We start from the raw sequence: 14,978 nt of genomic DNA, 5'->3' as shown, positions 1-14,978 counted from the left end.
GTGATCGTTGGCTCGAACGGAGCCGGACCGACCGGCGCCCGCCCCCGTCCTTTCCGACTACCGGGGTGTCACCGTGTCGGCCCGCTGCCATTGGGGGGGGCCGGAGGCCCGAGGAGGCCGTCTTGTCCGAGGAACTCGCACCACAGCGCACCGCCGGTACCGGTCAGCCCAAGGGGCTGCTGCAGCAGATGGAGGAGCTGATGGCTGCCCTGAACGCGGACCTGTCTGCGCTGGACGCGGATCTTCAGTCGACGGGGGCCTCGCGGCAGGACGGGGACGCGGGCTGACCACCGGGGCGTCTCTCGCCCCCGCCGCCCCTACCCGTCCCATCCCTTGAAGGGGCTCCGCCCCTTCGACCCCGCCAGGGGGCTGCGCCCCCTGGACCCCCATCGGCCCTTCGGGCCTCGTCCTCAAACGCCGGACGGGCTGAAATAGGGCCTGCGCCGTGGCCCCATGTGGAATGGTCGCGTCGTCGGAGTCGCTGATGGAGGGCTGGAACCACGCCATGACCACCCCGCACCCCTTTCCCCTGGAGCCCACCCCGATCCATGTGTCGGACCGGGTCCTCGACGATCTGCGCAGCCGACTCGCGCGGACCCGGCCGCCGTTGGACGAGGGCAACGGGGACTGGTCCTACGGTGTCCCGGACAGCTATCTGCGGGAGTTGGTCGCGTACTGGCGGGACGGCTACGACTGGCGCAAGGCCGAGGCCGACATCAACGCCTATGAGCACTACCAGGTGAGCGTCGCCGGGGTCCCGGTGCATTTCATGCGCAAGCCGGGCCGCGGGCCCCGCCCGATCCCGTTGATCCTCACCCACGGCTGGCCGTGGACGTTCTGGCACTGGTCGAAGGTGATCGACCCGCTCGCCGACCCGGCGGCGTTCGGCGGTGACCCCGCCGACGCGTTCGACGTCATCGTGCCGTCCCTGCCCGGCTTCGGCTTCCCCGGCCCGCTCACCGGCTTTCCGGACGTCAACTTCTGGAAGGTCTCGGACCTCTGGCACACCCTGATGACCGAGACCCTGGGACACGAGAAGTACGCCGCCGGAGGCTGCGACATCGGCGGGATCGTGTCCAGTCAGCTCGGCCACAAGTACGCCGACGAGCTCTACGGCATCCACATCGGCTCCGGGCTGCCGCTCGACTTCTTCACCGGCCCCCGCGCCTGGGACTTCGCCCGGAACCGGCCCCTCACCGACGACCAGCCCGCCGACGTCCGCGCCCGCATCCTCGACCAGGACCGCCGCTGGGCGTCCCACCTCGCCGTGCACATGCTCGACGGTGCCACCCTGGCCCACGGGCTGAGCGACTCACCCGCCGGACTGCTCGCCTGGCTGCTGGAGCGCTGGAACGCCTGGAGCGACAACGGCGGCGACGTCGAGTCCGTCTTCACCAAGGACGACCTGCTCACCCACGCCACGATCTACTGGGCGAACAACTCCGTCGCCACGTCGATGCGTTACTACGCCAACGCCAACCGCTACCCCTGGACCCCCGCCCACGACCGCACCCCGGTCGTACAGGCCCCGGTCGGCCTCACCTTCGTCACGTACGAGAACCCGCCCGGCGTCCACACCGCCGACGAGCGCGTCCAGGCCTTCAAGTCCGGTCCCCAGGCCGCCTGGTTCAACCACGTCAACGTCAACGCCCACGACCACGGCGGCCACTTCATCCCCTGGGAGAACCCCGACGCCTGGGTGAGCGATCTACGCCGCACCTTCCGCGACCGCAGGCCCTGAACGGCCTGCCCCCATCCGTCCAACCAACCAAGCAAGCAAGCAAGCAAGCAAGCAAGCAACCGGGGGCTACCCCGCCTCCGGCACCACCTCTTCCCGATCCGCCAGCCTCCGCAGCATCTCCAGCACCCGGTCCCGGGACTCGTCCGCCGCGTCGATCGCTTCCATGCACTGCCAGTACGTCGTCTCGTCGTCCGCCCCACTGGCCATCCCGACCAGCGCGATCCCGACCTCCCCCAGCAGGCTGCCCAGATGCATCAGCGACTGCCGCGCATCACCCAACTCCGTGAGCTGGGCCGCGCGTAAGTCACCCTCGGCCAGGTCCGGCGTATCCAGGACTCCGCACCCACGCCCCGCCAGCTCCGTCAACCCGAGCGCCTCGCCCCGCAGTTCAGGCGGGCCGAAGACCGCGAGCCGGCTGCCGATCGCCTGGGCCAGGGCCTGCGCCTGCCACACCTCGGTCATCATCTCCGGGACGCCCTTGCTCCCCGCCAGCGCCCGCCTGCTCGTCACGATCAGCCGCACCGCGTCCATCCGCAGTCCCCGTCTGTCCCGACGCGCTGCCCACGCGTCCACCCGAACTCCCTTGTCCACTACCCAGAGTGAAGGCCCTTGAGACGAAAAGCCAGAGGAAGGCGGAAATCTGCGGACAACTTTTCGGCTACGACCCTTCCACCAACCACAGAGAGTGAAAGTGGAGCACGCCCCTCCATCAGCCCCCTACGGCGCCGGAAACCTCCGCTCGTTCCGGTCGATCTTCGCGTCCAACGCCGCCAGCGGATCGATCCCGAGCACCTCGCACAGCTGCAACAGATAGGCCAGCACGTCCGCGACCTCGTCGGTCACCCGTCCCGCGCTCTCCGTGTCGTCCATGACCCGCGAGGACTCCTCCGGCGTCATCCACTGGAAGATCTCCACCAGCTCGGACGCCTCCACACTGAGCGCCGCGACGAGGTTCTTCGGCGTGTGATACGGCTGCCAGCCCCGCACGGCAGCGAACTCGGCCAGCCTGCGCTGAAGCCCGGCCACATCAAGAGGTTCGGTCACGCTCCAGGTGTACCACCGTCACGGAGCCCCCCTCCGCCCCCTCCACCACCCCCGCCACGTCACTCACGGTCCCCAGCACGCGGATGTGCCCCCGCTCGCACATCCGCGCCGCGAGCCCCGTCAACTCCCGCCGCTGCACCGGATCCAGCCCCCGGTCGAACCCGTCCACCAGCACACTCAGCGTCTGCATGGCCGCAGGCACCTCGCCCACCGGATCGACCTCCAGCACCCCGGGCCCCGTCAGCAGCACCAACGCCAGCGCCAGATACCGCAACTCCCCGTCCCCCAGCCGCCCGAGCTCCGTCCACACCCCGTCCCCCCGGTCCAGCACCCCCCGCACCGTCCCGTCCCCCACCACCTCACCGACCACATCGGCCACGGCCCCCGCACACCCGGCCCGTACCGCCGCCACGAACTGCGCATGCCGCCGTCCGCACTCGGCCCGGGTCCGCCACAGCACCTCGGCGAGGTTGTCGCAGGGCCCGAGCAACCGCCCCGACCCGAGCGGCACGGGCGCCCGCATCCGATCGGGCCGGGGGTCGCAGGCGTAGACCGACCGCAGCGCCACGACCATCTGCTCGGCCGCCGCGAGCACCCGCCGCTGCCCGTCGGTCTTCCCGGCCACCCGCAGCGGCAGCAGGGCGGTGGCGAGCCGGTCGTCCGGCAGTGGCGCCCGTGTGACCGGCGACTGACCGGCCGTGTGCCAGGCGGCCTGCACACAGGGCCGGCTGGGATCGCGCAGGGCCTTCTCCAGCAGCACCACGCCGCCCACGCTCAGCCGTTCCCCCACGATCCGCAGTCCGGGTTCGGCCTGTACGGCGACGTCGAGCCGCACCAGCCCCTCGGGGCCGTCCGCCGTGCACCCGATACGGAAGCCGCGCCGCCGCTGAGCGTCGGGCCGGGCCCGTTCCGGAACGTACGCGGCGGGGTCGGGGAACACCTCCCCCACCTCGGCACCGGCACCCAGCCGGGCCAGCGCCTCGTACGCCCGTAACGCGGTCGTCTTGCCGGACCCGCTCGGTCCGGCGAGGAACGTCAGCGCCCCGAGCGGCAGCGCTGCCCGCCGAAGCCCGGCGAAGGCCGACAGCCGTAACTCGGTGACACGAGGTCGGTCGGGACACGGCTCGCCGCCCGCCGAATCCCCCGGGGAGTCGCCCGTGGAGCGCGCCGGAAGCCCGGACGTCGCACCCCCACGGCGTCCCTGAGACGGCACGGACACGGCACGGGAGACAGACGAGGGCACGGCCATGTCCGGACCGTAGGCCTCCGCCGCTCAGGCGAACCGTTCCCCCGCAGTGCCCTTCCTACGATCGAGGGACCGCCCGGCACCCTCAGGTGCCCGGCACCCCCGCGCCCTCCATCAACCCGCTCACCTCGGTCCCGGGCGGCGTCAGCAGAAACACGTTCCGGTCCACCCGGTGCATCCCGCTCGCCAGCCCGAAGACAACGCCCGTGCTGAAGTCCAGCACCCGCTTGGCGACCTCGGTCTCCGCCCCCGTCAGATCCAGCAGCACCGGAATGCCCGCCATGAGGGTCTCGGCGACGTCGCGGGCGTCCGCGAAGACGTTGACCCGCAGGACGACGAACCGGCGGCGCGGCTCCGTCGCCGCCTCCGGGGGGACCCGGTGGTCCACCGCGGACGGCCAGGCGTCACGGCCGCGCAACGGTACGACCTGGGCGAGCCCCTCCCACTGTTCATCGGTGACGTCGTGGCTGTTCACCGGCTCCCCCCGTGTTGATTTGCCTTCCATGCCTGCACCAGCCAATTCTTACGCCAAGTCACCCGTTCGGCCCAACAGCGACACGATCCGCGACCGCACCGAAGCGTTCCGCACCCCGGCACGGGGCCGCCCCGCCCCCTCACACCGCCGCATCGGCGACTGTGTGGCCGACGTAACTCCTCATGATCAAGGGATGTGACATCGACGTAACGGGCAATTCGTACGCTTCACGCACCACCCCGACCGCCGGAGAAGGGCAGCGCGTGATCTCGACCACCTCCACGACTCCGGCTGCCACGACTCAGGTCCGGACGGTCTGCACGTACTGCGGGGTCGGCTGCGGGATTCTGCTGGACGTCGGGGCGGGGCCCGACGGGCGGCGTACGGTGCTGAAGGCCTCCGGGGACAAGGCGCATCCGGCGAACGCGGGCCGGCTGTGCACGAAGGGCGCGACCACGGCCGAGATGCTCGCGGCGCCCGGGCGGCTGACCACGGCGCTGGTCAGGGACGACCGGGGCGAGGAGCCGGTGCCCTCCCCGGCCGCCGACGCCATCGCCGAGACCGCCCGCCGGCTCCGCGCGATCATCGACGAGCACGGGCCGGACGCGGTCGCCCTCTATGTGTCCGGGCAGATGAGCCTGGAGGCGCAGTACCTGGCGAACAAGCTGGCCAAGGGGTTCATCCGCACCAACCAGATCGAGTCGAACTCGCGGCTGTGCATGGCCAGCGCCGGGGCGGGATACAAGCTGTCGCTGGGGGCCGACGGGCCGCCGGGGTCGTACGAGGACTTCGACAAGGCCGACGTCTTTCTCGTCACCGGTTCGAACATGGCCGACTGCCACCCCATCCTCTTCCTGCGGATGATGGAGCGGGTCAAGGCGGGCGCCAAGCTCATCGTGGTCGATCCACGACGCACCGCCACCGCCGCCAAGGCCGATCTCTTCCTCCAGATCAAGCCGGGCACCGACCTCGCGCTCCTCAACGGCCTGCTGCACCTGCTCGTCGAGAACGGCCACACGGATCCCGGCTTCATCGCGGCCCACACCGAGGGCTGGGAGGCGATGCCCGCCTTCCTCGCCGACTACGCGCCGGCCGCCGTCGCGGAGATCACCGGACTCGCCGAGGACGACCTGCGTACGGCCGCCCGGCTGATCGGTGCGGCGGGCGAGTGGATGAGCTGCTGGACGATGGGACTCAACCAGTCCACGCACGGCACCTGGAACACGAACGCCCTGGTCAACCTGCATCTGGCGACGGGTGCGATCTGCCGGCCGGGCTCCGGGCCCTTCTCGCTCACCGGGCAGCCGAACGCCATGGGCGGGCGTGAGATGGGGTACATGGGGCCGGGGCTGCCGGGGCAGCGGTCCGTGCTCGTCGAGGCCGAGCGGGACTTCGTCGAGGAACTGTGGGAGCTGCCGCCGGGCACGCTGCGCGCGGACGGCGTCGGCAAGGGCACCGTCGAGATGTTCCAGAAGATGGCCGATCGCGAGATCAAGGCCTGCTGGATCATCTGCACCAACCCGGTCGCCTCGGTCGCCAACCGCCGTACCGTCATCGAGGGCCTGGAGGCCGCGGAGTTCGTCGTCACGCAGGACGTCTTCGGGGAGACCGAGACCAACGCGTACGCCGACGTCGTGCTTCCGGGCGCGATGTGGACGGAGGGCGAGGGCGTCTTCGTCAACAGTGAGCGCAATCTGACGCTGACCCGGGCCGTGACCGACCCGCCCGGGGAGGCGATGGCGGACTGGCGGATCATCGCGGCCGTCGCGTGCGCGATGGGGTACGAGAAGGGGTTCTCGTACGACAGCGCCGAGGACGTCTTCGAGGAGATACGGCGGGCCTGGAACCCGGTGACCGGCTGGGATCTGCGCGGGGTGACGTACGAGCGGCTGCGGGACACGCCCGTGCAGTGGCCGGCCGCCGAGGTGGACGGGCCGGAGCGCAATCCGATCCGGTACGTCGACGCGGACGGCGGGCTGCGCTTCCCGACCGCGAGCGGGCGGGCCGCCTTCCATGCCCGGCCGCACCTGCCGGCCGCCGAGATGCCCGACGACGACTACCCCTTCGTACTGAACACCGGGCGGGTGCAGCACCAGTGGCACACGCTGACCAAGACCGGGAAGGTCGGCAAGCTCAACAAGCTGAACCCGGGGCCGTTCGTGGAGGTGCATCCGCGGGACGCGCGGGAGCTGGGGATCGCCGACGGGGACCGGGTGGAGGTCGCCTCGCGGCGGGGACGTGCGGTGTTGCCCGCCGTGGTGACCGAGCGGGTACGGCCGGGGGACGCGTTCGCGCCGTTCCACTGGAACGATCTGTTCGGGGAGTATCTGAGCGTCAACGCGGTGACCAGCGACGCGGTGGACCCGATCTCCTTCCAGCCGGAGTTCAAGGTGTGCGCGGTCTCCCTGACCAGGGTGGCGGCTCCGGTGCAGGAGGGGCCGGTGGAGGCGCTGACGCCGACGGCCGTCACACCCGGCTCCGCGGGTCCCTTCGGTCTGGAACCCTCCCCGCCCCCCGTTCTGACCGCCCAGGAGCGCCTCTATCTGACCGGTTTCCTCGCCGGCATCGGGACCGGCGCACCCGGCGTCCCCGTCCTGCCCCCGGACGCGCCGTTCAGCCCCGAGCACGCGCTGTGGGTCAACGGCGTGCTCGCCGGGATGTACTCCCGGACGGCGGCGGAACCCGTCACGCACGACGGCCGTGAGGTCGTCGTGCTGTGGGCCTCGCAGACCGGCAACGCCGAGGAGTTCGCGACCGCCACCGCCGAGCGACTGGGCGCGGCGGGGCACCGGGCCACCCTGGTCGGCATGGACGAGGCCGATGTCCCCGCTCTCGCCCGTGCGGCCGACCTCCTCTTCATCACCAGCACGTTCGGTGACGGTGACGCCCCGGACAACGGGTCGGGCTTCTGGGACACGCTGTCCGACGCGCAGGCTCCGCGGCTGGACGGGGTGCGGTACGCCGTACTCGCTTTCGGCGACTCGTCCTACGACGACTTCTGCGGCCACGGGCGTCGGCTCGACGCGCGGTTGGGCGAACTGGGCGCGGTGCGCATGGCGCCCCGTACGGACTGCGAACCGGACTTCGAGCCTTCGGCCGGGGTGTGGCTCGATCAGGTGCTGACGGCACTGGGCGGCACGGCGGCACCCGCTGCCCCGAAGCCGGCCGGGAAGCCGAAGGCCGGTGCCAGGCCCGCCGCCACCGCCGCCCGGCTCGTCGGCAACCGGCTGCTCAGCCGGCCCGGTGCGGGCAAGGAGGTGCGGCGCTTCACCTTCGACACGAGCGGGACCTCGCTGACGTACGAGGCGGGCGACGCGCTCGGCGTGCGGCCCGTCAACTCGGCCGCGCTGGTGGCGGAATGGCTGGCGGTGACCGGCGTCGACGGGTCGACGGCCCTGGAGCTGGACGGCGTGGGCGGGACCTCGTTCGCCGAGGCCCTGCGCCGGCACCTCGACATCACGCGGATCACCCCCGATCTGCTGCGCTTCGTCGCCGAACGCGTCCGCGACGACCGGGAGTTGCGCAGGCTGCTGCGGCCGGACAACAAGGACTCTCTGGCGCAGTGGAGTTGGGGCCGGCAGGCCGTGGACGTCATCGCCGAGCACTCCGTGCGGGCGGGCGCCGAGGAGTGGGCCGGGGTGCTCAGGAAGCTCCAGCCGCGGCTGTACTCCATATCGTCCAGCCCGCTCGTCGACCCGCACAGCGTCTCGCTGACGGTCTCCGTCGTGCGGTACGAGAACCTGCACGGCCGGCCGCGCGGCGGGGTCTGCTCGCCCTTCCTCGCCGATTCCGAGCCGGACACCGAGGTGCCGGTCTTCGTGCAGCGCTCCCCGCACTTCCGTCCGCCGGCGGACGCCTCGACGCCGATGGTGATGGTCGGGCCGGGTACGGGGGTCGCGCCCTTCGTCGGTTTCCTCCAGGAGCGGCGGGTGCTCGGGCACCAGGCGCCCAACTGGCTGTTCTTCGGCGAGCAGCACCGGGCCAGCGACTTCTACTACGAGGACGAGCTGACCGCGCTGCTCGACGAGGGCACCCTGGCCCGCCTCGACACCGCGTTCTCCCGGGACCAGCGCAACAAGGTGTACGTCCAGGACCGGATGCGCGAGCACGGCCCCGAGCTGTGGCGCTGGCTTCAGGACGGCGCCCACTTCTACGTCTGCGGCGACGCCTCGCGCATGGCCAAGGACGTGGACCGGGCGCTGCGCGACATCGCGGTCACGCACGGCGGGCTGGACGAGGCCGAGGCGGCGGCGTACCTCAAGCAGCTGGCGGCGGCGAAACGGTACGTCCGGGACGTGTACTGACCCTCGGGAGACCGGCCCCAGCGTTCTTCTCACCCGCCTCACACCGGACTCTTCACCTCCCTCGGCACCCCGCTCACCAGGCCTGATTACCGTCCGGTGCCGTGCAGTCGGCAACAGAACAGCGGTTGGTGACACCGGGCAGCCGGACGCGGTGGCCGGTGGCCGCACCGGTTCCGGAACCCCCCGCCCAGTGGCATCGCGTCCTGACCCTTCTCGCCGACGTGAGCCTCTTCGTCGGCACGCGGGCTATCTGGACGCAGGCGGCCGGTCACCGTCTTGTCGTGGCCGCCGCGATCTCGGTGTGCTACGCCTCGATCCTGGCGTGCGGCGTGCTCGCTCTGGTCGTGCGGCGGGCGCGGTCGCTGGCCCGCGTCGACAGTTGCGTCCTGGTGACCGCCGTGACGCTGACGCTCTGCGCGTGGGCGATGAACCACGGCGGCAGCGACGAGGCGGTCCTCACCACCCAGGCCGCCCGTGAACTGGTCGCCGGGCACCCCGTGTACGGGCAGCCGTGGCCCTGGCTCTTCGGCCACGGCGTCGCCCTCACCCCGACGGTGACGGGCGGCTACGACTTCACTTACGGCTATCCGCCGCTGGCCCCGCTGCTGACCGCGCCGCTGCTGTGGCTGGGGCACGGGGCGCTGCCCATGACGGTCGTGAGCACGGCGGCGCTGATCGCCGGCACCGTCGCCCTGTGGCGCTCGCTGCCCTCGCCGTGGCGGTCGGCGGCGACCATGGCGTGTCTGGGCTTCGGGTTCCTGCCGTCGTACGCCCGGCTCGGCTATCCGGCGATCGTGGCGCTGGCCCTGCTGGTGCCGGTGGTGGTGAGGTGGCCGGGGCTCGGGCGGGGCGGGCGGCTCGGCGTGGGCGGGCTGGCGCGGGCGGCGTGTCTGGGGGCGGCGTGTGCCGCGCAGCAACTGCCGTGGTTCGTGGCGCCGTTCCTGCTGGCCGGGATCTATGCCGTGCGGCGCGGGGAGTTGGGTGCGCGGGGCGCGGCGCTGGTGGTGGCGAGGACCGTCGGGGCGGCCGGGGTGGTGTGGCTGCTGATCAACACGTACTTCGTGGTGAGCGAGCCGGGCACCTGGATCCGGGGGATCGCGCTGCCGTTGACGCAGGGTGCGGTGATCCACGGGCAGGGCGTGGTCGGCGTCTCGCTGTACTTCACCGACGGCAGCGACCGGCTCGACTGGTACTCCCACGCGAGCATGCTGCTGGCGGCGGGGCTGCTCGTGGTGTTCGTGCTGTTCGTACGGCGGCTGGGGCCGGCGGCGACGGTGCTGCCGTGGTGCGCGTTCTTTCTGGCGACGCGCTCCCAGGACGGCTACTACCTGATGATGACCCCGCTGTGGCTGGCGGCGGCGGTCACGGCGCCGGCGTCGGAGTTCGCCGCCGCGTGGCAGCCACGTCCGCGGTTCCTGTCCCGGCGCCCGGCGCGTCTCGCGGCGGCCGGGCTGCTGCTGGCCCCGGCGCTCGCGAGCGCGGTGTGGGCGGCGACGGGGACGCCTCCGCTGGGCATGCGGGTGACGTCGGTGCGCCGGGCGACGCCGACCGCCGTGTCCCGCCTCGACGTCGAGGTCGGCAACACGGGCGCGGTCGCCCTGGCGCCCCACTTCACGCTGACCACGGGCCAGGGCATGAGCCAGTACTGGACGGTCGTGCGGGGTCCGGTCACGCTGCCCGCTCACGCGACGGCCCGCTATGAACTCCGGCCGCCTTCGGGGAGGTTCCCCCTGCCCCGGCCGGGCGTTCGGATCCGGCTGCGGGCCTTCACGGCCGTACCGCAGACGCTGTCGAGCGCCGATGTCAGGCTGCGGCCCTCCGGGTGAAGCGGAGCGTGCCGGCGACCGTGGTGAGGCCGCGGATCATGCCGAGCTGGTTCCAGCCCATGCCGAACTGCTCGCGGTCCACGGTGAACTCGGCGTCCAGGGTGAGGGACTCGGTGTCGGCACCGACGAGGCGGGCGGTGAAGGTCTTGGGGCGGCTGACGCCGCGGACGGTGAGCTGACCGACGACGTGCACGGTGTCGCCGTCGCGCAGCTCGGCGCCGCGGGCCGAGAAGGTGATCTCGGGGTGGTGGGCGGCGTCGAAGAAGTCGGCGGCGCGCAGGTGCTCGTCGCGCTTGGCGTTGCCGGTGTCCAGGGAGGCGACGTCGAGGGTGACGGTGCCCACGGCGGAGCCGTCGGGACGGACCTCGCCGTCGCCGGTGACGGCGGCGAAGGTGCCCTTGACGGTCATCAGGCCCCAGAACGTCTTGTGCCGGACGGCGACGGTGGAGGCGGCGGGGTCGAGCTGCCAGGTTCCGGTTTCGACGGCGACGGTCATGATCTCTCACTCCTGAGCGGGGGGGGGACGGAAGGACGAGGAAGGAAGGACGAGGAAGGACGACAGGCAGTAGTCCAAATTTGGATGACTCCACGCTAGCCGATACTCCAAATTTGAACAACGGCTACACTCGAATTCATGGCCGACATCCACGAATGCCCCTCCGCCTCCGGCGACGGACTCCTGCCCGCAGAGCTGCACGCCTGGATGCTGATGCTGGCCGCGACAGGGGCCGTGGAGCAGGAGCTGCGCACCGTCGTCAAGGACCGGCTGGACATCTCGCACGACGAGTTCCTGGTGCTGTGCCTGCTCGCCGCGGACCCCGGCGAGGCACTGCGCATGACCCGGATCGCGGAGCTCCTCGGCCGCCCCAAGACCCGGCTCACCTACCAGATCGCCTGCCTCCAGCACGCCGGCCTGGTCACCCGGACGTCGGTCTGCGGCGACAAGCGGGGCGTCGAGGTCGCCCTCACGGAGAAGGCGCGGGGGCTGTTCAAGGACGCGTCCGGGGTTCTCGCCGAGACGGTCAAGGCGGCGCTGGCGCGGTTCATGGGCCCGGCCCAGCGCGAGGCGATGTGCGCGCTGATGCCGGACTTCGCCGCGGAGGCGACGCCGGAGTAGTCACCGGTGCGGTCGCGGGTACCCGGGCGGGGCCCGCACCGACACCGAGGAGGGGTTCATGGGCATCTCGGACCTGCCCGCTCCCGTCGTACGGCGCGAAACGGCGCCCCCGCCCGACCCGGACGCCCTGGAGAGCGCGCTGCGGGAGCGCGTCGACGGGGAGGTCCGTTTCGACGCCGGGAGCCGTGCCGCGTACTCCACCGACGCCTCGAACTACCGCCAGACGCCGATCGGCGTGGTCGTGCCGCACACCCCCGAGGCGGCCGCCCAGGCGGTGGCCGTCGCCCGGGAGCACGACGCGCCCGTGCTGTCACGGGGCGGCGGGACGAGCCTGGCCGGGCAGTGCACCAACACGGCCGTCGTCATCGACTGGTCGAAGTACTGCACGGAACTGGAGTCGGTCGACGTCGACGCCCGTACGTGCGTCGTCCAGCCGGGCATCGTCCTCGACGAGCTCAACCGCCGGCTCGCCCCGACCGGGCTGCGCTTCGGCCCCGAGCCTGCCACCCACGCCAACTGCACCATCGGCGGCATGATCGGCAACAACTCCTGCGGCGCCACCGCACAGGCGAACGGCAAGGTCGTCGACAACATCGCCCGCCTTGAGGTGCTGCTCTACGACGGCACCCGCTTCTGGTGCGGGCCGACCAGCGACGAGGAGTACGCCGAGATCGAGCGGCACGGCGATCTGCGGGCGTCCGTCCACCGGCGGCTGCGCGCCCTGCGCGACACCCACGCCGACGAGATCCGCCGCCGCTTCCCGCGAATACCCCGCCGGGTCTCCGGCTACAACCTCGACTCGCTCCTGCCCGAGCACGGCTTCGACATCGCCGGGCTGCTCGTCGGCAGCGAGTCGACGCTGGTCACCGTCCTGCGGGCGGAGCTGAAGCTGGTGCCGGTGGTGAAGGAACGCACGCTGGTGGTGCTGGGGTTCGGCGACATCGCGCTCGCTGGGGACGCCGTACCGGAGATCCTGCCGTACGAGCCGATCGCGCTGGAGGGCGTGGACCGTCATCTGGTCTACGACGAGCGCCTCAAGCACCTCAACGAGCAGGCCCTCGGCCAGATGCCCGAGGGGAACGCCTTCTTGATGGTGCAGTTCGGCGGCGAGAGTGTCGAGGAGGCCGACGAGCACGCGCACCGGATGCTGGACGCGCTGCACGAGTCCGAGCACGACGCGCAGGTCGCCTTCCTGGACGACCCCGGCCACGAGGAGCAGCTCTGGCAGGTCCGCGAGGCCGGTCTCGGGGCCACCGCGCACATCCCCGGCCGGCCGGACACCTGGGAGGGCTGGGAGGACTCCGCGGTGCCGCCGGAGCGGCTCGGCGATTACCTGCGGCGGCTGCGCGCCCTGTTCGAGGAGTTCGGGTACGAGAGCGACACCGGGCCCAGCCTCTACGGGCACTTCGGGCAGGGCTGTGTGCACACCCGGATCCCCTTCGACCTGTACAGCGCCCAAGGGGTGGCCGGCTACCGGCGGTTCATGGAGCGGGCGGCGGATCTCGTGGTGGAGTTCGGCGGGTCCTTCTCCGGGGAGCACGGGGACGGGCAGAGCCGGGGCGAGCTGCTGCCGCGGATGTTCGGGGAGGAGCTGGTGGAGGCGTTCGGGCGGCTCAAGGGCGTCTTCGACCCGGCCGACCGGATGAACCCCGGGAAGGTCGTGGCGCCGTACCGGCTCGACGAGAACCTGCGCCTCGGCGGTGACTGGGCCCCGCAGGACCCCCGCGACCCGCACTTCCGCTTCCCGCACGACGGCGGGTCCTTCGCCGAGGCCGCCAACCGGTGTGTGGGCGTGGGCAAATGCCGCCGTCTGGAGACCGAGGGCGGCACGGTGATGTGCCCGTCGTACCAGGTCACGTTGGAGGAGGAGCACTCCACTCGGGGCCGGGCCCGGCTGCTGTTCGAGATGCTCGACGGGCACGGGGACAGCGCGATCCGCGACGGCTGGCGTTCACGGGCGGTCAAGGACGCGCTCGATCTGTGCCTGGCCTGCAAGGGGTGCAAGAGCGACTGCCCGGCCGATGTCGACATGGCGACGTACAAGGCGGAGTTCCTGTCCCACCACTACGAGGGGCGGCCCTGGGCACGGCCCCGCTCCGATCTGTCGATGGGCTGGCTGCCGGTCGTCGCCCAGGCCGTGGGGCGCGGCGGGCTCGGCCCGGTGGTCAACGCCCTCACCCACACCCCGCCGCTGTCCCGGGCGGCCGTCGCGGTGGCGGGGGTGGCGGACCGGGAAGTGCCGCTGTTCGCGCGGGAGTCGCTGCAGAAGTGGTTCGCGCGCCGTGCGCCGCGTGCTCCCTCCGGTTCCGGCGGGCGCGGCACGGTGCTGCTCTGGCCGGACACGTTCACCAACTTCTTCCATCCGCACGTGGGACAGGCGGCGGTGGAGCTGATGGAGCACGCGGGCTGGCGGGTGACGATGCCGACGGAGCCGCTGTGCTGCGGGCTGACGTGGATCTCCACCGGTCAACTGGGCGTCGCCGAACGCGTCCTGACCCGCACGGTCCGCCGTCTGGCCGGCCATCTGCGCGACGGCGGCCTGGTGGTCGGCCTGGAGCCGAGCTGTACGGCCGTGTTCCGCTCGGACGCGGGTGAGCTGTTCCCCGGCGACCGGGACGTACGGCGCCTGACGGAACAGACGGTGACGCTCTCGGAGCTGCTCACCGAGCACAGCCCCGGATACGAGCCGCCGCGGGTGCCCGACCGTACCGCCCGCGCGCTGGCCCAGGTCCACTGCCATCAGCACGCGGTGCTGGGCTGGGAGGCCGACGAGCAGTTGCTGCGCCGGGCGGGGGTCGACGCCGAGCGGCTGGACTCCGGCTGCTGCGGCCTGGCCGGCAACTTCGGTTTCGAACAGGGCCACCTGGACGTCAGCCGCGCCTGCGCGGAACGCGTGCTGCTGCCGCGCCTGCGGGCGGAGGACGCCGACACGGTCGTCCTCGCGGACGGCTTCAGCTGCCGCACCCAGATCCACGAGCTCGACAGCGGCGGCCACGAGGGCGTCCATCTGGCGGAACTCCTGGCCTCGGCACTGCCCGTCTCCGACGTGGCGGCCAGTGCGTACTGTGTCACCCCGGGCGTCCGGCCGGTGCCTCCGGGGCGCCGGGCGCGGGCTCTGGCGCTCGCTTCGGCGGGGGCGGCGGTGGGCGCGGTGGCCGCCGGGACGGCCCGGGCGGTCGGGAGAATGCGGAGGCGGTGACCGGCCGCTCCCAGGCCGGCCGGTCA

At 72.1% G+C, this 14,978-nt stretch carries 11 protein-coding genes; 6 read left to right on the top strand and 5 right to left on the bottom strand.

Annotated elements, in window-relative coordinates; translation table 11 throughout:
* Window positions 1-122: 122 nt before the first annotated feature.
* Together AQJ67_RS48260 and AQJ67_RS16610 are read left to right on the top strand one after the other, a co-directional pair.
* Window positions 123-287, top strand: a complete 165-nt coding sequence (locus tag AQJ67_RS48260) for a hypothetical protein (RefSeq protein ID WP_167366207.1) — start codon at window positions 123-125, stop codon at window positions 285-287.
* Window positions 288-505: 218 nt separating this feature from the next.
* A complete protein-coding gene (locus AQJ67_RS16610; RefSeq protein WP_062720066.1) occupies window positions 506-1,741 on the top strand; it encodes an epoxide hydrolase family protein in 1,236 nt (411 codons plus the stop codon).
* Between the two features lie 66 nt (window positions 1,742-1,807).
* Here the strand turns inward: AQJ67_RS16610 and AQJ67_RS16605 are convergent, their stop codons facing one another.
* The 4 genes from AQJ67_RS16605 to AQJ67_RS16590 all read right to left on the bottom strand — a co-directional run bounded on the left by AQJ67_RS16605 (window position 1,808) and on the right by AQJ67_RS16590 (window position 4,536).
* Window positions 1,808-2,272, bottom strand: a complete 465-nt coding sequence (locus AQJ67_RS16605) for a DUF6099 family protein (protein WP_062719540.1) — start codon at window positions 2,270-2,272, stop codon at window positions 1,808-1,810.
* A 186-nt stretch (window positions 2,273-2,458) separates the two neighbouring features.
* Window positions 2,459-2,785: a nucleotide pyrophosphohydrolase gene (locus AQJ67_RS16600; protein WP_062719539.1), complete on the bottom strand. Its 327-nt coding sequence runs from the start codon at window positions 2,783-2,785 to the stop codon at window positions 2,459-2,461.
* Window positions 2,769-4,034, bottom strand: a complete 1,266-nt coding sequence (locus tag AQJ67_RS16595; RefSeq protein WP_079055992.1) for an AAA family ATPase — start codon at window positions 4,032-4,034, stop codon at window positions 2,769-2,771. Before AQJ67_RS16595 ends, AQJ67_RS16600 begins: the two co-directional genes overlap by 17 nt.
* A gap of 82 nt (window positions 4,035-4,116) precedes the next feature.
* Window positions 4,117-4,536, bottom strand: a complete 420-nt coding sequence (locus AQJ67_RS16590) for a cell division protein SepF (protein WP_062719538.1) — start codon at window positions 4,534-4,536, stop codon at window positions 4,117-4,119.
* 233 nt (window positions 4,537-4,769) lie between these two features.
* Here AQJ67_RS16590 and AQJ67_RS16585 point away from each other — a divergent pair, with 233 nt between their 5' ends.
* Window positions 4,770-8,810, top strand: a complete 4,041-nt coding sequence (locus AQJ67_RS16585) for a bifunctional nitrate reductase/sulfite reductase flavoprotein subunit alpha (protein WP_244190476.1) — start codon at window positions 4,770-4,772, stop codon at window positions 8,808-8,810.
* A 128-nt stretch (window positions 8,811-8,938) separates the two neighbouring features.
* Window positions 8,939-10,636, top strand: coding sequence for a hypothetical protein (locus AQJ67_RS16580; protein ID WP_208614990.1), 1,698 nt, complete (start codon window positions 8,939-8,941; stop codon window positions 10,634-10,636).
* On the opposite strand, the gene AQJ67_RS16575 is transcribed toward AQJ67_RS16580, so the two are convergent.
* Window positions 10,614-11,132: a YceI family protein gene (locus AQJ67_RS16575; RefSeq protein WP_062719536.1), complete on the bottom strand. Its 519-nt coding sequence runs from the start codon at window positions 11,130-11,132 to the stop codon at window positions 10,614-10,616. The two genes, AQJ67_RS16580 and AQJ67_RS16575, sit on opposite strands and share 23 nt — an antisense overlap.
* Window positions 11,133-11,270: 138 nt before the next feature.
* Here AQJ67_RS16575 and AQJ67_RS16570 point away from each other — a divergent pair, with 138 nt between their 5' ends.
* Window positions 11,271-11,753, top strand: coding sequence for a MarR family winged helix-turn-helix transcriptional regulator (locus AQJ67_RS16570; RefSeq protein ID WP_062719535.1), 483 nt, complete (start codon window positions 11,271-11,273; stop codon window positions 11,751-11,753).
* 58 nt (window positions 11,754-11,811) lie between these two features.
* Entirely contained in the window at window positions 11,812-14,952 is a 3,141-nt protein-coding gene (locus tag AQJ67_RS16565) for an FAD-binding and (Fe-S)-binding domain-containing protein (RefSeq protein ID WP_062719534.1), read from the top strand.
* Window positions 14,953-14,978 lie beyond the last annotated feature (26 nt).

The organism is Streptomyces caeruleatus, assembly GCF_001514235.1.
Lineage (GTDB): Bacteria > Actinomycetota > Actinomycetes > Streptomycetales > Streptomycetaceae > Streptomyces > Streptomyces caeruleatus.
This window is presented reverse-complemented; position numbering and strand designations above follow the sequence as displayed.